The 16,135-nt window shown below is 28.0% G+C and carries 22 protein-coding genes; 3 read left to right on the top strand and 19 right to left on the bottom strand.

The genetic code is table 11. From position 1 onward, the window contains the following. Nucleotides 1-94: 94 nt before the first annotated feature. Nucleotides 95-904 carry a PocR ligand-binding domain-containing protein gene (locus tag ACLVEP_RS05755; protein WP_412583465.1) on the top strand — a complete coding sequence of 270 codons (810 nt, stop codon included), beginning with the start codon at nucleotides 95-97 and terminating at the stop codon, nucleotides 902-904. 22 nt (nucleotides 905-926) lie between these two features. Here the strand turns inward: ACLVEP_RS05755 and ACLVEP_RS05750 are convergent, their stop codons facing one another. Then, on the bottom strand, nucleotides 927-2,120 hold the full coding sequence (locus ACLVEP_RS05750) for a pyridoxal phosphate-dependent aminotransferase (RefSeq protein WP_412583463.1): 1,194 nt from the start codon (nucleotides 2,118-2,120) through the stop codon (nucleotides 927-929). A gap of 174 nt (nucleotides 2,121-2,294) precedes the next feature. Here ACLVEP_RS05750 and ACLVEP_RS05745 point away from each other — a divergent pair, with 174 nt between their 5' ends. Both ACLVEP_RS05745 and ACLVEP_RS05740 read left to right on the top strand, forming a co-directional pair. Beyond that, the gene (locus ACLVEP_RS05745; RefSeq protein WP_412583461.1) at nucleotides 2,295-2,423 is read left to right on the top strand and encodes a hypothetical protein; all 129 of its coding nucleotides are present in this window, start codon (nucleotides 2,295-2,297) and stop codon (nucleotides 2,421-2,423) included. Further along, nucleotides 2,374-3,039 carry an SDR family NAD(P)-dependent oxidoreductase gene (locus ACLVEP_RS05740; RefSeq protein WP_412583468.1) on the top strand — a complete coding sequence of 222 codons (666 nt, stop codon included), beginning with the start codon at nucleotides 2,374-2,376 and terminating at the stop codon, nucleotides 3,037-3,039. The genes ACLVEP_RS05745 and ACLVEP_RS05740 overlap by 50 nt, the downstream gene beginning before the upstream one ends. 54 nt (nucleotides 3,040-3,093) lie before the next feature. Here the strand turns inward: ACLVEP_RS05740 and ACLVEP_RS05735 are convergent, their stop codons facing one another. From ACLVEP_RS05735 to larC, 18 genes are all read right to left on the bottom strand, one after another. Further along, entirely contained in the window at nucleotides 3,094-3,357 is a 264-nt protein-coding gene (locus tag ACLVEP_RS05735; protein ID WP_412583459.1) for a dihydrofolate reductase family protein, read from the bottom strand. A gap of 2 nt (nucleotides 3,358-3,359) precedes the next feature. Further along, nucleotides 3,360-3,764, bottom strand: coding sequence for a hypothetical protein (locus tag ACLVEP_RS05730; protein WP_412583457.1), 405 nt, complete (start codon nucleotides 3,762-3,764; stop codon nucleotides 3,360-3,362). Between the two features lies 1 nt (nucleotide 3,765). After that, a complete protein-coding gene (locus ACLVEP_RS05725; RefSeq protein ID WP_412583455.1) occupies nucleotides 3,766-4,629 on the bottom strand; it encodes an aldo/keto reductase in 864 nt (287 codons plus the stop codon). A gap of 192 nt (nucleotides 4,630-4,821) precedes the next feature. Next, entirely contained in the window at nucleotides 4,822-5,733 is a 912-nt protein-coding gene (locus ACLVEP_RS05720; RefSeq protein ID WP_412583454.1) for a flavodoxin family protein, read from the bottom strand. Then, nucleotides 5,723-5,941, bottom strand: coding sequence for a hypothetical protein (locus tag ACLVEP_RS05715; RefSeq protein WP_412583452.1), 219 nt, complete (start codon nucleotides 5,939-5,941; stop codon nucleotides 5,723-5,725). Before ACLVEP_RS05715 ends, ACLVEP_RS05720 begins: the two co-directional genes overlap by 11 nt. A gap of 114 nt (nucleotides 5,942-6,055) precedes the next feature. Beyond that, entirely contained in the window at nucleotides 6,056-6,253 is a 198-nt protein-coding gene (locus ACLVEP_RS05710; RefSeq protein ID WP_412583451.1) for a DUF3781 domain-containing protein, read from the bottom strand. Between the two features lie 15 nt (nucleotides 6,254-6,268). Further along, nucleotides 6,269-6,508 carry a hypothetical protein gene (locus tag ACLVEP_RS05705; protein ID WP_412583449.1) on the bottom strand — a complete coding sequence of 80 codons (240 nt, stop codon included), beginning with the start codon at nucleotides 6,506-6,508 and terminating at the stop codon, nucleotides 6,269-6,271. 4 nt (nucleotides 6,509-6,512) lie between these two features. Continuing rightward, nucleotides 6,513-7,658 (bottom strand): ABC transporter permease, encoded by a 1,146-nt coding sequence (locus ACLVEP_RS05700; protein WP_412583448.1) that lies wholly within the window; start codon nucleotides 7,656-7,658, stop codon nucleotides 6,513-6,515. Beyond that, nucleotides 7,645-8,826, bottom strand: coding sequence for an ABC transporter permease (locus tag ACLVEP_RS05695; RefSeq protein WP_412583447.1), 1,182 nt, complete (start codon nucleotides 8,824-8,826; stop codon nucleotides 7,645-7,647). Before ACLVEP_RS05695 ends, ACLVEP_RS05700 begins: the two co-directional genes overlap by 14 nt. Continuing rightward, nucleotides 8,826-9,587 carry an ABC transporter ATP-binding protein gene (locus tag ACLVEP_RS05690; RefSeq protein WP_412583446.1) on the bottom strand — a complete coding sequence of 254 codons (762 nt, stop codon included), beginning with the start codon at nucleotides 9,585-9,587 and terminating at the stop codon, nucleotides 8,826-8,828. The genes ACLVEP_RS05695 and ACLVEP_RS05690 overlap by 1 nt, the downstream gene beginning before the upstream one ends. Beyond that, on the bottom strand, nucleotides 9,587-10,207 hold the full coding sequence (locus tag ACLVEP_RS05685) for a hypothetical protein (protein ID WP_320096967.1): 621 nt from the start codon (nucleotides 10,205-10,207) through the stop codon (nucleotides 9,587-9,589). Before ACLVEP_RS05685 ends, ACLVEP_RS05690 begins: the two co-directional genes overlap by 1 nt. A gap of 96 nt (nucleotides 10,208-10,303) precedes the next feature. Further along, nucleotides 10,304-11,032, bottom strand: coding sequence for an ATP-binding cassette domain-containing protein (locus ACLVEP_RS05680; RefSeq protein ID WP_320096968.1), 729 nt, complete (start codon nucleotides 11,030-11,032; stop codon nucleotides 10,304-10,306). Beyond that, nucleotides 11,032-11,778 (bottom strand): ABC transporter ATP-binding protein, encoded by a 747-nt coding sequence (locus tag ACLVEP_RS05675; protein WP_412583444.1) that lies wholly within the window; start codon nucleotides 11,776-11,778, stop codon nucleotides 11,032-11,034. Before ACLVEP_RS05675 ends, ACLVEP_RS05680 begins: the two co-directional genes overlap by 1 nt. Beyond that, entirely contained in the window at nucleotides 11,775-13,292 is a 1,518-nt protein-coding gene (locus ACLVEP_RS05670; RefSeq protein WP_412583442.1) for an ABC transporter substrate-binding protein, read from the bottom strand. Before ACLVEP_RS05670 ends, ACLVEP_RS05675 begins: the two co-directional genes overlap by 4 nt. Then, the gene (locus tag ACLVEP_RS05665; RefSeq protein WP_412583440.1) at nucleotides 13,289-14,101 is read right to left on the bottom strand and encodes an ABC transporter permease; all 813 of its coding nucleotides are present in this window, start codon (nucleotides 14,099-14,101) and stop codon (nucleotides 13,289-13,291) included. The genes ACLVEP_RS05670 and ACLVEP_RS05665 overlap by 4 nt, the downstream gene beginning before the upstream one ends. Beyond that, complete coding sequence (locus ACLVEP_RS05660) at nucleotides 14,079-15,017, bottom strand: ABC transporter permease (protein WP_412583438.1); 939 nt, start codon at nucleotides 15,015-15,017, stop codon at nucleotides 14,079-14,081. The genes ACLVEP_RS05665 and ACLVEP_RS05660 overlap by 23 nt, the downstream gene beginning before the upstream one ends. Next, entirely contained in the window at nucleotides 15,017-15,724 is a 708-nt protein-coding gene (locus ACLVEP_RS05655; RefSeq protein WP_412583436.1) for a class I SAM-dependent methyltransferase, read from the bottom strand. The genes ACLVEP_RS05660 and ACLVEP_RS05655 overlap by 1 nt, the downstream gene beginning before the upstream one ends. A gap of 10 nt (nucleotides 15,725-15,734) precedes the next feature. Next, nucleotides 15,735-16,133: a nickel insertion protein gene (gene larC / locus ACLVEP_RS05650; RefSeq protein ID WP_256276236.1), complete on the bottom strand. Its 399-nt coding sequence runs from the start codon at nucleotides 16,131-16,133 to the stop codon at nucleotides 15,735-15,737. Between the last annotated feature and the right edge of the window lie 2 nt (nucleotides 16,134-16,135).

Raw genomic sequence — 16,135 nt, 5'->3', positions numbered from 1 at the left:
GTGAGAATAACGGAGTTAAATCAAAAGATGTGTCAGATGGTTAATTAAGTAAAATTATATTAAATAAATTTATTTAAAAAGGAGCTAACTATTTATGAATGAATTAGAAAATATGTTAAAAGATTTATATTTGATTTCTGGGCTTAATATGTCTATTTTTGACTTAAATCAAAATCTATTAGCTTCATATCCTCACAAAAAATCAAAATTTTGTAATGAATTAGAAAAAAACCAAAAAGCTTTGCAACATTGTTTAGATTGTGATTATAAAGCAATGGAACACGTAAAAAAAACAGGAGAACTTTATATTTATAAATGTCATTTTGGTTTAAATGAAGCTATTATGCCTTTATACTCTTATGGTAGCTTAACGGGATATTTGATGATGGGACAAGCTGTTATCGGGACTTATCAAAACTATTCAAAAATCATTAAAAACTCAAAAAATTATTTTGAGGACCAATCTTTTTTAAAACAACTTGTCACGAAAATTACTATTTTAAATGAAGACCAAATTTATGCCTTTGCTCAAATTTGTGATATCTGTGCAAAATATATTTCTCTTACAAATCGTATACAGGCCAAACATGACAATCTTGGTCAAGAAGTTAAACACTATATTATTTCCAATTATCAAAAACAAATTACAATTGAAGAACTATGTCATTACTTTTTTTGTAGTCGAGGAACTTTACTTAAGCATTTCAAATCAAAATATCATACAACAATTCATCAATTTTTATTAAATTATAGATTAGAAAAAGCCTCTGAACTTCTCATAAATAGTCACATGCATATAAAAGAAATAGCTTATCAATGTGGATTTGAAGATCCTAATTATTTTTCAAAAGCATTCAAAAAAAAATATAATTTATCCCCATTAGAATTTAAAAATCAACAATAAAAAAGATTATAGAGTATTTCATCTATAATCCTTTATTTAAATCTAATAATAATTTTCTAATTCTTACAAAAGCTTCTTCAATATTTTCTTTAGATGAAGCAAATGAAATTCTAACAAAATTATTTAAATCTTTTCCAAATCCATTTGCCGGAACAACAGCTACCCCATATTCTAATAACTTATTTGCAAATTCTTGACCATTTAGACCAGTTTTAGAAACATCTACCATAATGTAGAACGCTCCATGAGGCTTAACATAAGAAAGCATTTGACATTGATCTAATTGTTCCATAATAAATGTTCTTCTTTCATGGAATGTTTGAATCATATTTTGAACTTCATTTTTCACATCTTCTTGATCAATTGCTTTAGCCATTCCTATTTGAGCAAATGTCATTTGTGAAGTTGTTGTATATTGATGTACTTTTAAAATATGATCAATATGTTCTTTACTTGCTGCAATATATCCCATTCTCCAACCAGTCATTGCATATGCTTTTGAAAAACCATTAACAATAATTGTATAATCTTTCATATCCTTAAATGAAGCAATAGAGACATATTGATTTTCATAATCTAATTGATTATAGATTTCATCAGCTAATATCAAAACATTATTTTCTCGAGCTATTTGACATACCTTTTCTAATGTTTCTTTTTGATAAACAGCTCCTGTTGGGTTACTAGGATTATTAATAATCATCATTTTTGTTCTACTTGTAATTTTTGATTTCAATTCATCAATATCAATTTGAAATCCATTACTTGCTTTTAATGAGATTTCTACAGGAATCCCCTCACATAATAAAACTGTATTTTGATAAGAAACGAATGCTGGTGTAAAAATAATAACCTCATCTCCTGGATCAATAAAAGAAAGACATGCATTATTGATGGCTTCACTACAACCACATGTCATAATAATTTCTTGATCACTATCATAATCAACTGTTGTCTGTTCCTTTAATAATTGAGCAACTTTTTGTCTTAATCCAAGATACCCCCTATTAGAACTATAATGCGTTTGATTATTATTTAAAGCTTCTATCGTTGCTTTCTTAATTCCCTCTGGTGTATTAAAATCAGGTTCTCCTGCACATAAAGATACAACACTTTTCCCTTGACTTTTTAATTTTTCAACCTTTTCCATAACAACACGAATAGATGACATTTGTACTTGATTTATTCTTTTAGCGTATATATTTTCTTGTTCCATTTTGACACTTCCTTTTTTGATAACTATTATATACTAATTATCTTCAAATACACAATAAAACATCTTAAATAAAAATACCTAATTTCTATAAAATATATCTATAAATTTCTTTCTTAATATCTATTAGATTTGTTTATTGTTTATTTTTATAATATAGGTAAGGAGGAAATATTTATGGATAAAGAATTTGAAGGAAAATATGCTGTTGTTACTGGAGGGGCCGGTGGAATTAGTTATGAAGCAGCTAAAACACTTGCTAAAAAAAGGATTGTCTGGTGTTGTTTTAGCAGATTTAAATATTGAACAAGCAACTATAAGTGCACAAAAATTAGAAGAAGAAACTGGATGTCATTGTTATCCTTGTAAAGTTGATGTCTCTATTCCTCAAGATATTGAACATTTATTTGAATTTGCTTTAGAAAAAATGCCAACTGTTCATATTTTAATTAATGGTGCTGGCGTTTGTCCAACAACCCCTATTGAAGATTTAGACGCTGATAAATGGGATTGGTGTATGAATATCAATTTAAGAGGAGCCCATTTATGCGTAAGAGAAGCTATTAAAATAATGAAAAAACAAAAATATGGAAAAATCATTAATATTTCATCAGTAGCCGCAAGAATTGGTGGAATTGCTTCTTCTGTAAGTTATGCAGCTAGTAAAGGTGGTCTTTTATCAGCTACAAAAAGCTATGCTAAAGTTTTAGGAAGTTATAATATAAATGTCAATGCCATTTGTCCTAGCGTTATCAATACTAATATGACAGCTAACACAGATTATAGTGCAGCTGGTATTCCTCTTGGTCGTTTAGGTGAAACAGATGATGTAGCTGATGTCATTGCCTTTTTAGCAAGTGATGCATCTAAATATATTACTGGTCAAGGTATTGATGTAAATGGAGGATCTTATATGAATTAAAATAAAAAAGGCTGAACGAAATAAAACAAATCAATTTCGTAACAGCTTTTTTATTTAAACTTTATAACGAAGCCAAATGGCATCACTTTTAAATCTTTTTACATCTAACAATTTAAGATGAATAAGTGGATGATTATTTTCTAAACCATCAAAAACTGATGAAAATTCTTTTCTACCATCAATTCCTGCCCCAACCAATATACTAATTTCATCAAGTAATCCTCCATCTAAAAAAGATGTGTTGATAGCTGGTCCACCTACAATACCCATACGTTCTATATGAAATTCTTGATATAAAATATCACATACTTTTTTCAAATCTATTTTTTTTTTCCACATGCAATCCAAGAAATATTTTGTTGATCCAAATAAGCAAGATATTCTCTAGTTACTTTTTCACTTGTAACAATTAAATATGGTTTATCCATATTTTCTACTTGATGCCATAAAAGTTTTCCTTTTGTATCTAAAATAATTTCATATCCTCTTGCATCACATTTCTTTGAATATCCAGTTTTACCATATTCTTCAAACTCTTTTTCTTTAAAAATACCTTCTGCCATTTCTAATTCAGCCGTCACACGACCACTTACTGTAGTAAAAACATCTAATTCATCTAATGTTCGATAATAATCCTCAACCCCTGGAAGTTGTTCTGTCATGGCACAATCAATACGTCCATCTACCGATGTCATCATATGGCAAATAATATAAGGTTTCTTCATTTTATAATTTTCCTCCATATACAGGGAAGCCACTACTTTTACCATAGTTTTCAATTTGTTTAAAATGTTTTAAAGTTTCCATATCTTTATCATTAATTACAAAATCAACATCACTATTTGTTTTTAAATGTTCTGGATTTGCCGTTTTAGGTAAAGAAATAGCTCCTACTTGTAAAGTATAACGAATACATAATTGAGCAACTGAAACATGATATTTATCAGCCATTTCTTTAATAGATGGTTGATTTAAAATTTCACCATGTCCAATTGGAGAATAAGCTTCTACAACAATACCTTGCTCATTACAATAATTTATTAAATCTAAAGGTGTATTACTAATATGAAGTAAAATTTGATTCACCATTGGTTTAATTTCACAAACTTCTAATAAACTTTCAATATCTTCTTTTTTAAAATTAGAAACACCAATTGCTTTTAATTTCCCTTCTTTATATGCATCTTCTAAAGCTTTCCAAGCGGCTCTATTTCCTTCTACATAACGATCATCACTTTGATTGACCTTATCCCAAGGTTGAGGACTATGAATAATCATCATATCTAAATAATCAAGTCCCATTGTTTCAAGTGTTTGATCAATACTTTCTTTGGCTGCTTGATAAGTTTTATGTTCGGCAGCAACCTTGCTTACCACAAATAAATCTTCTCTTGCTACACCACATGTACGAATCCCTTCTCCCACGCCTTTTTCATTGCCATAAGCTTGAGCTGTATCAAAATGACGATAACCTAACTTTGCTGCTTCTTTAATTGTTGCTGCAACTTGTTTATCATCAATAAACCATGTTCCAAGTCCTAATTGTGGTACTTCAACACCATTATTTAATTTTAAATTTTTATTATACATTTCTATATCCCCCTTATTACAACCACCAGTCTAATACCTAAAGTTAACTTTAGGTCAAGAGTTATAACAAAATTTTATATTTTAATTTTAAGGTGAATAAAATGTGCATAATGTGAATAAAATGTGCATAATGTGCATAACTTGTGAAAATAAAAATCTCTTAATTAAATAAACTAAGAGATCATCAATATTTTATTCAAATAAATGTTTACTTTTTACTTTTCCTAAACGTATACAAATAGAAGTTAATTTTTTTCTTTTGATATTTAAAAGTTGATCCATTTCATTTGCTACATTTATAAAATCACTTTTCATGTGATGTGTTAAAATGTATTCTACACATTTTATATCATCTTGATAACGTATACAAAATTCTCGAATAGGAGCAGCTATTGAAAAGACCCATATTGGTGAAACAATAATAATTTTTGAATATTCTTTTATATTTTTATTAAGTGAATCAATAGGCATTGGCCAATGATGCATTCCAAATCTACCACACCACCAAAAGCCAACTGTATTTGCTGTTCTTTCTTTTGTTTTTATTTCAACAATATCGGCTTTTAATTCACTTGCTTTTTGATATGCTATCTTTTTTGTGTAACCCATTCTTGAAAAATAAACAACTAAACAATTTGAATCTTTATCAATATCAGGATAATCATTTTCACTAAACTCAAAATGAATTTGTTGATAAAAAACATAGGTTGCATATCCCATAATCAATTGTAATAATCCGAAAATAAAAAAGATTGTTGAAAGAAAGTTAAAAGGAAAAATGACAAATTGAATACAAATCCAAAGCATTAAAGTTATACCAAAAATCATTCCTAATTTTATACCACGTTCTTCATTTTTAACAAGAAAATAAACTGCTATGAAATTTGTTATCCCATTAACAATCAATAAAGCAATTCCCGAAAAAGTATAATCTTGGAATAAATATTTACTTAATGGTAATACTTGAAAATAAGGTAACATTGAATCCATTTGTAGAAGTTTACCTGTTGGATCAAGTAACATACAAATACTCCCATAAATAGCCCCTATACCAATAAATAAACATAAAAAAGTTAATATATATTTTGATATTTTATATCTCATTTTCTTGATTCCTTTCCACTAGAATTGTTTTATTTTTCATAGAAATTTTTTTAACATAATACCCATCATCCTTTAATTCTTTTTTATATGTTAAAAAAGAGTGATCAATCTCAAAACCTAAGATATCATAAATTAAATTAAATGATAAAAGCAATGAATCACAATTCTTTTGTCTAATATATTTCCATAAAGGATCATACTTGCTCATTTTATAATCTCCTTTTTTATAATTCTATAAAATGTATTTAGTAAATATAGAAAAAATGTATTTTATTGAATCATTAATATCTTTATGAAAACAGCTTTACATTTTTAAACCATTTTATGTGCAGCTTGTGGCATTAATTGTTATTTTTATAGCACCATTTTCAATATACCAGTTTTTTCCTTTACGATATATCAAACTCTTTTTATCTAAAACCTTACTCTTACAAAATTCTACAACATCTTCTTCAATCTCTAAGTTCCTTTTTATTCTTGATTTTCCTAAATGTGTTGTATGAATTTTATAAACATTCATTCTTTTCCATCATTATTACTTATCCTTTTTAAAATATGAACCTATTGCTTCCCCAATCAACATTCCTAAACTTAAATATAATCCTAACTGACTTGGAAACATAGCTCCTATCATTGAACCAAAAGCTAACCCTAAACACATTCCTTCAACTAAATAATTATCTTTTGATGTTTGTTTCTTTGTATTCTTCAAAATAACAATAACTGCAATTCCACATATAATAAATGGTAATGCTGCTAATAAAAATTCTTTCATACGCTCACCCTATACTCTGTTTTCTTTTACTAATTAATAATGTAAGTATAATAAAACCTAATGTAAATCCTAGAATAACAGTTCCATTGATCATTAATGGTTGTAATGTTTCTAATTTAAAATATTCTAATGTTTTAATGATTTCGTTATTTTGTACAAAATAATACGTTGGTAAAATATGTGCCATTTTTAAAACATAATCTGGCATAAACGATGCTGGAACAAAACATCCACAAAGAAATGATGTTCCTAATGCAACAACATTAACAATACCACCAATAGCTTGTTTGTTATGAGTGATAGTTCCAATTAAAAATCCAATAGACAAACTACAAATTGCAAATATAAATGAATTCAAAATATAAGCCACTCCGTTGCCACTTACCATTGTATCTTTAAATAAAATGAAACTTATTACCATATAAGCTAACCATACAATAAAGGCTGCAAGACTTAAAGAAGCAAAAACAATCCAGTTATATTTACGATACGAAAAACTACTCATCATTGTTCTTTTTCGTACACTATCTTGGTTAAGACTTGCTAGAATATTTGTCATACAATAGACTCCTCCAGCAAGTAAGGCATAATTCAAGAAATTAAAATAAACATTCACTTGGTTCAATTTAGAACTATCTAAGGATGTGTTGAGTTTGACTTTTGTTTTTTGGTTGACAACATGTTTAACTTTTTGATTTAAAGCTTTACCTTGATAGTGTTCTTTATAAAGCTTTACTGTTTTTATATATTTTTCTATCAACATTTGTGTAAATGAGGCATTTTCATTACCATTTGATTTATATTCAATCGTTGGATTTTTATCATTTATAAGATCTTTACCAAAGTTTTCAGGAATATAAACCACATAACTTATATCTCGATAGAATAAGGCATCATCTACTTTTTCTTGATCATTGATGTCAATATCTTTTAATGTTGCATGTTCTTTTAAATAAGAAACAAAGCCTTTTGTTATTTCATTATTTCGATCTTTATTTACAATTAGAATATCTGGCTTGGTTGCCTCATAATGATTCATATTACCTGAAGTTGTATTAAACAATGTAATAGCAAGTAAGATAACAGTATAAAGAATTAAGTTTCCCTTTAATTTATTTAAGATTTTAAAAACAGTCTTAAAGATAATCATACTGTTCCCTCCTTAGTGCTATAAAAGAAATCAATAAACATACAAATATAAATATACCTAGAAAACAAATGTCTCTTACATAACGGTCAAATGTATTGTAATAATATAAAGCATAAAAACCATCCGTAATTAAATTATTAGGATTGATAAGATTAACAATAGGCATATTTTTATCAATAATATATTTTAAAGTCACTCCCATCATTCCTGAAAGAACTGAAAAAAACATAGAAATCGCAATATTGATTCCTGTTTTTGCTTGTTCAGAAACTCTAAAGACAGAGGCAATAAAAATTCCCATCGAAATACCCGCTAAATTACCAACTAAAGAAAGAATGATTATATAAAACCATTGATTACCAAATTCAACATGTAAAATAAATTTTAAAAAGATCAAAAGAATCGTTAAACCAACAAGACTAACAATATAAGAACCTAACGCTGATGATAAAACAAGTATTCCTTTTTTATTTGGTGAAACAGAAACTCTTTTTCCTTTTGCTGACATATTCGCTAATTGATTATTGATTGCTGTTAAACCTAACATACCTCCATACATACAAGACATGGCAATCAAGGTATAATATTCAATTTGCATATAACTTAAATGACTACTCGACGTGTCTTTTAAAGATACTTCTTGTATGTTAAGCTTTTGAAAGATATCTTGTACGATTTGTTGGACATCAAAATTATAATTTCCTTGTTTGATTTCATCTTCAACTTGTTTTTTTGTCAAATCTTCAATCATCATTTTATTTTGTTTAATTTCATCCATGACAAATTGTAAGATTGTTTGTTCCATCCCATTTTCTTTAATGACTATTTGTGGTTCTTGTTTATTAAAAAGAATATATCCTTCTATTTTATTATCTTCTAAAAGCCGATTCGCTTCTTTTTTATTTACATAATGAATATTAAATAATTGATTTTTACTTTTTTTATTAGAAAGCTCTTTAAAAGTTTCTTGATAAAGTGTTTGATTTTTATATTCTTTATTATCAATAATTGCAATATCAAAAACTTTTAACGCTTCATCTTTTTCAATATTTTCAAAAGCCATATGAAAGAAAATACCTAAAATAATAGGAAAAGCAAACATCCAAAAAATAAGAACTTTATTTTTAAAAAGTATTTTAACTGTATACTTTAGATTATGAATAAACATTAATCCCTCAATTCCTTTCCTGTTAATTTTAGGAAAACATCATTAAGAGTTGGACCTACACGTTCAATTTTTTCTTCAATATTCGCTTCTTTTTTCAATTCATTGCTCGTTCCTTGAGCGATAATTTTTCCTTTATCTAAAATAATAATACGATCACAAAGGATTTCTACTTCTTCCATATAATGTGTTGTATAAACAATCGTTGCTCCTTGATCCCTTAATTTTTTTATACCATCTAAAATATGATTACGACTCTGTGGATCAACAGCAACAGTTGGCTCATCTAAGAAAATAAGTTTAGGTTTATGTGCAATCCCACATGCAATGTTTAATCTACGAAGTAACCCTCCGGAAAGTTGTTTAGGTAAGAACTTTTTAAAATCATTTAATCCTACTAAGTTAATTGCGTCTTCAACATATTGTTTTCTTTGTTTTTTATCTTGGATATATAAACCACAAAAATAATTAATATTATCATAAACATTCAATTCATCAAAGACAGCTACTTCTTGAAAAATAACGCCTATCTTTGCTTTTAAATCATAAGTATCAGGTTTCATTTCTTTACCAAAGACCTTGATCGATCCCTTTTGATATTTAAGTAATGATAAAATAGAATTAATAGTCGTACTTTTTCCACAACCATTAGGCCCTAATAATCCTAGAATTTCTCCTTGATAAACATTAAAAGACAAATCATCAATAGCTTTTAAATTTTTATATTCTTTTGTAAGATGTGAAACTTCTATTACTTTTTCCATTATTCTTTTCCTTCCCCGTTATTTTTAGCAAGTCTCATCAAAACATCTTGTTTTACATTTCCCTTTTTTACTTCATAAAGAAGCATTGAAATATATTGATCTTTTAACAATTCTGCAATTTCTTCATCATTAAATTCAACAGTTTGATTTGCTACTAAACTAGCAATCCCATTGACATATAACCACATTCTTAAATGGAATTGCTTGGCATCTTCATTTGACATACCCGTTTGTTTTGAAATTGTTTCAAGGATTGTCTTTGCTGATCCTGTTAAATCAATAAAATCAAACGCACCTTCATTTATTTGACGATTAAACATAATTTTAAATAATTCAGGTTCTTCTTTAGCAAAACGAATATAATTGATTCCAATATCTTTGTATTCTAATTGCCCCGTTTCACTTTTTAAAACTTCTATATCAAAAATCTTTACAATTTCATTCATCACATCTTTTTTTAAATCATCCATATTTTCATAAATATAAAAAAGTGGTTGTGTTGAACAGCCTAGCTTTTTAGCAATCTTTCTAGCATTTAAAGCATTTATTCCCTCTTGAGAAACAATTGTAACACTTTCTTGTATAATATCTTCTTTTTGAATTTTTCTTCTAGCTGGCATAAATTTCTCCTTTATATAACATATGTTATATATAACTCTTGTTATAAGTATAAAATAATTCATTATTAAAGTAAAGAAAAAGGATACTCTGTATCCTTAACCATTTAAATATGCTGCACTCAATAAATCTTGTACAACCTCATTTTTACTTTTATATAATTGTTGAATAGTTCCTTTTTCAAGAATTCTTCCATCATTTAAAACAAGAATTTGATCACAAAATTTATGAACTAACGAAAGATCGTGGCTAATGAAAAGAATCGCTGTATGATACTTATCAACAAATTGTTTCAATAATTCAATAATTTCTCTTTGTATAACTTGATCTAAACTACTCGTAATTTCATCACAAATTAATAACTTTGGCTGAATAATCAAGGCACGTGCAATAGCAATTCTTTGTAATTGACCACCACTTAATTCATGAGGATATTTTTTTAAACAACTTTTATCCATACCTACTTGCTTTAATATTTTTTCAATATCATTCCAAGCTTTTTCTTTATTTACATGATAAAAATAATGATATGGTTCATATAAAAATTGTTTAATTTTCATTCTTGGTGAAAAACTTTCAATAGAATTTTGAAGTATAAGCTGTACATCTTTTCTATTCTTTTTAAAATCAAATATTTTTCCTTGATACAAAAAATCACCTGCTGATGGTTTTTCAATACCAGCAATGAGTCTTGATAAAGTACTTTTACCACATCCACTCACACCAATAATTCCAACAATCTCTCCTTCGTTGACTGTAAAATCTAAATGATCTAATACAACCTTATCATATTCTTTTGTCAAATTTTTAACTTCAAATAAACTCATTATACATTTCCTTTCAAAATAAGAGATTTTGTATAAGGATGCTTTGGTTCATTAAAAACTCTTTTCGCACTTCCTTTTTCAACAATTATACCCTCTTTAATGACTACAATATAATCTGCAATATATCGTGCTACTTGAATATTATGTGTTACAAACACAAAGGTTGTTTGTTCTTTTAGTTTTAAAAGATAATCAAGAATTTGTTTTTGAATAACAACATCTAAACTGCTTGTAGGTTCATCTGCTAAAACAAGAGGAGGTTGTAAACATAAAACTAACGCAATCATTACTCTTTGAGCCATTCCACCTGATAATTCAAAAGGATACTTTTTTAAAATTATTTCATCCAAGCCCATTTGTCTTAAATAGTTAACTGCTATTTCATGTGCTTGCTTTTTAGAGTATTTAAAATGCGTATATAAACTTTCATAGAAATGTTGTTCGATATTTTGATAATCATCAAAATAGGTTAAAGGATTTTGAAAAATCATCCCTATTTTTCTTCCCCTATATTGATTTAAATCTTCTTTTAATAAATCATTTTCTTCAAATAAGATTTTACCATCTGTAATTTTAGCATCATCACTCAACAAACCCATTGTCGCCTTAAGTAAAGTCGACTTACCACTTCCACTTTGTCCAACAATTACAGTTATTTGATTTTTAGGAATGATAAGATCAATATGATGTAATATTTCTTGATCATTATAACTTAAAGATAAATTTTGATATTTTAAAAGACTCATTTAAGATCAATATCCTTTGTAATCATATAATAATCAACAGGATGACAAATGGCACCTTTGACTTTAGAAGAAGTTACAGTATTTAAAGGAACGTAAGAAACATAAATATTAGCCGCATCATCTAAAATCATTTCACTTGCTTGAATGGCAAGTTGTTGTCTTTGTTTTAAATCATAGGTTGTTGAAAATTGTTGGATCAAATTATCAAGATTTGGATTTTTATAACGTCCTGTATTACTTGAACCTGTTGATAAATAACGTTGTTGAATAAAGGTTTCTGGATCACCTGTAGGCGCACTTGAATCATTAGCAGAACATAAATCAAAAGTTCCTGCCGCCTTAATATCATTTACATTTTCAACTTGATTAAGTTTGATTTTAATACCAATTTTTTTAGCTTCGCTTTGCATAGATTGTGCAATAATATTAGCATCTGCTGAACCGTGATCTGCACTTTCATAATAATTCAAAATAATTTCTTGTCCATCTTTTTCTCTAATTCCATCATTGTTTGTATCAACATAGCCCGCTTCATCTAAAATATCATTTGCTTTTTTTAAGTCATAACTATAGCTATTTGAAACCTTTCCATAAGGTAATACACTTGAATAAAGACCAGTTGCTTCTTTTCCACCAATCAATTTAACAATACTTTTACGATCCACACTATATGATAAAGCTTTTCTAATTGTAAGATCACTTAAAAAAGTTGTTTCATTATTCATATAAATCACATTTGTACGTGGGCCTAAAACTTCTAAAACATGATAATTTTTATTATTTCTAAATAATTTTAAACTTGAATAATCTATCGTATTAGCAAGATCAACTTCTCCTGATTGTAAAGCTAAAACACGTGCATCAGAATCTGCTACTTGACTAAAATGAACATAATCAAGTTTTGCTTTACCATCATAATATTTTTTATTTTTACTTGTTTCAATTGTCTTTTCAGAAACAAAATCATCTACCACAAAAGGTCCTGTACAAAGTGGATGATTGGCTATATCTTCATCACTTTGACTTGCATCATAAATAGTAAAAAGCGGTTCGCAAAGATTGTTTAAAATAGCCCCACTTGATTTATTTAAATAGAGATAAACATCCTGTCCATCAGCTTCAACATGGTTTAAATCAAAATAATCAATCGCTCTTGTATTTTTTTCAAAAGCTCTTTCTAAACATGCTTTTACATTTTCTCCCGTTACCTTTTTTCCATTAGAAAAAGTAATAGAATCTTTTAAAGTCAACTTCCAAGTTGTATCATCGATTTGTTCATAAGATTTTGCTAGGCTTGGTTCAACTTCATATTTTTCATTAAGTTTTAAAAGTGTTTCTCCTACACCAATACGACTTAAAACCCATCCATCATAATTATTTGTTGGATCTAACGATGTAGAAATCCAAAACATAGCTGCATTTAGAGTTTTACTAGATTCTTTTTCACTTGAATGAGAACAACCACATAAAGTTGTTAAAATAAACAAACAAAGTAATATTTTTATTTTTTTCACATTTCCACCTCATAATGTTTAGGATCTAAATAATCCCTTATATCTTCTGATAATAAATTAAAAATTAATACACAAATAAATAAAACAAGTCCTGGAAAAAACATCATCCAAGGAGCAACTTGCATAAACTGTTTACTTTCATAAAGCATGGCACCCCATTCGGGTTGTGGTGGTTGACTTGCAAGTCCTAAAAAGCTTAAACCGGCAAGTGAAATCATCATATTTCCAATATCTAAAAAAGCTGTCACGAGTATTTGTGATAAAATATTAGGTAATAAATAACGAATAATTCTTTGAACCATTGGAACACCTGACATTTTTGCAATCATTAAATAACTCTTTTTCTTTTCCTGTTTAACAAGTGCAAGTGTCAATCTTGCATATTTTGTCCACCAAATAAGCGCTAAAGCAAAAAATGTATTAAAGAGGCCTGCCCCCACAATCCCAACAATTGCAATCGCAAAAATTGTATCTGGAAAAGCAAGTAAACCATTGATTATATTATTAAAAAACGACTCTACTTTATCATTGGATAATCCTGCAATCAAACCAACAATTACGCCTATAAAAACAATTAAAAAAAGCATAAGAAAAGTTAAACCAAAAGAAGTTTTCGCTCCACAAAGAATACGACTCAATACATCTCTTCCTAATTTATCTGTACCAAAAATATGTAATAGACTTGGTGGTTGTAAAGAAAGATCATAATTAACTTTTAATGGATCATAAGGCGCTAAAAAAGAGCCAAACAGGGCAATTATTAATAATAAAACAGCAAGGCCAATCTCAATTTTTAACTTTCTTTTCATTGAAATGCCTCCTTAATCTTGGATTTAGTACTTGTTGAAAAAAATCTACAAATAGATTAACAAAAACATAAATCAACGCCATATAGATTGCATAAGCTTGAATAATTGGATAATCACGATAACGAATAGCTTCAACCACCATATTTCCTAAACCTTGATATGAAAAAATCGTTTCAATAATCGCTGTTCCACCAAGTAAATGTCCAATAGAAAGACCTAATAAAGAAGAAAGAGTTGTAAAAACATGAGGCAATACATGTTTTAATAAAATTTTTGATTGTTTCATTCCTCGTGCCTTTAATCCAATGACATAATCTTGATTTAATTGTTCTAAAATAGCATTTTGAATCATTCTTGTATAAGAACAAATCATTGGAAAACTTAAACAACAAACAGGTAAAACAATTCCTTTCAAACTGCTTCCACTAATAACTGGAAAGAATTGTAACTTTACTGCAAAAATAAGGATTAAAAGCAGTGCTAACCAAAAATTAGGAAGAGATAAACCTAAAAATGTTATATTTTTTAAGAAGGAATTCAACAAACTTTGACGATGTGTCGCACTGTATATTCCTAAAGGAATTGAAAAAGCTAAAACAACAAAAAATGAAATAATCGCCAGCTTCAAAGTATTTGGCAACTTTGACAACATTTGTTGATTCACATCTTGTCCATAATGATAAGAATAACCTAAATCACCATGAACAAAATCATTCAACCAATCAACATAGCGAACAACAACATTTTTATCAAGACCCATTTCATGTCTTGTCTCATTTAATGCTTCAACACTTGGGGTAATTCCTTTAGATAAATAATACATTTCTGCACTATCGCTAGGTGCTAAATCAGTCATCACAAAAGTAATAAGTGTCACAAAGAAAAGAACTGAAAGTAAAGATAAAATTCTTTTCATTACTTAATTGCATGAATCAAGAATTGACGAATCAATTCTTTTCCTTCCTTGGTATTTTCTTTAGATAAGATTTGACTTTCTACTTGATGAAAACCAATTTCTTTTAAAATATCTAAATCATATTGTGGACGTAAAACATAAGACAATTTTAATTCCTTAGCAATATTATCAATAATAAAAACATCAATACCTTCCATATGTTGATGATCACTATGACCCGCCCTATTATAATCTTGATCTTGATAATGATAATAATGATTCCCATCAATATTTAAAAGATGTCCTTGTCTTTTTAAAACTCTAAACATTTCCTTATAGGCTTGTACCGGCTTTTCTAAATTCCATGTCACATTACGTGTGATAATCAAATCAAAAGTTTCATCTTGAAAAGCTAAATCTTGAACATCCATCTTTTGAAACTTAACATTTACCCCAAACTTTCGTGCATTATTTCTAGCCTCTTCTAACATCTTATCACTATAATCAATGCCAATAACTTGACATTTTAAGTTTGTAAGCATGACAGAAAAAAAGCCTGGCCCACATCCTAAGTCTAATACTTTCATTCCTTTATTTATTTTTAGATAACGATTTATTAATTCTATCCATTTTTCTTGATCATGTAAAAGTTCTTCTTGGTTATCCAAAGAATAACCAAAAGAACGTTGATTCCAATAATCTGCAATTCTATTTAACTGACTTGTCATAAATTCTCCTTTATTTAACAAGATGATATATTTCTTGTAAAGAACATTGATGTTTTAAAGCTAATTTTTTAGCACTTTCATATTCTGGATAACATCTCTTTTCACCATCGATTTCCACTTCTTTTACTTGAAGTTTTCCAAGTGGTGTTTCAATTTCTTTAATTTGTCTTTTTAAAACGGTTCTTTGTTCCTTACGATAACGAATCCCAATAGTGGTTGTTTGTGTAAAAATCACTTTTTGTAATAAATCCATCTTTTCTTCATTACAAACGACTGTTAAACGATACGCTGGTCTATTTTTTTTCATAAAAATAGATGTAAAGAAAACATCTAACGCTCCTTTATCTAAAAGCTGTTCCATTACAAAGCCAAGCATTTCTCCACTACAATCATCAATGTTGGTTTCCATGA

It is taken from the genome of Faecalibacillus sp., assembly GCF_047023275.1.
Classification (GTDB): Bacteria; Bacillota_I; Bacilli_A; order Erysipelotrichales; family Coprobacillaceae; genus Faecalibacillus.
The sequence above is the reverse complement of the archived record's forward strand: the minus strand, read 5'-3'. Positions and strand labels throughout refer to the sequence as shown.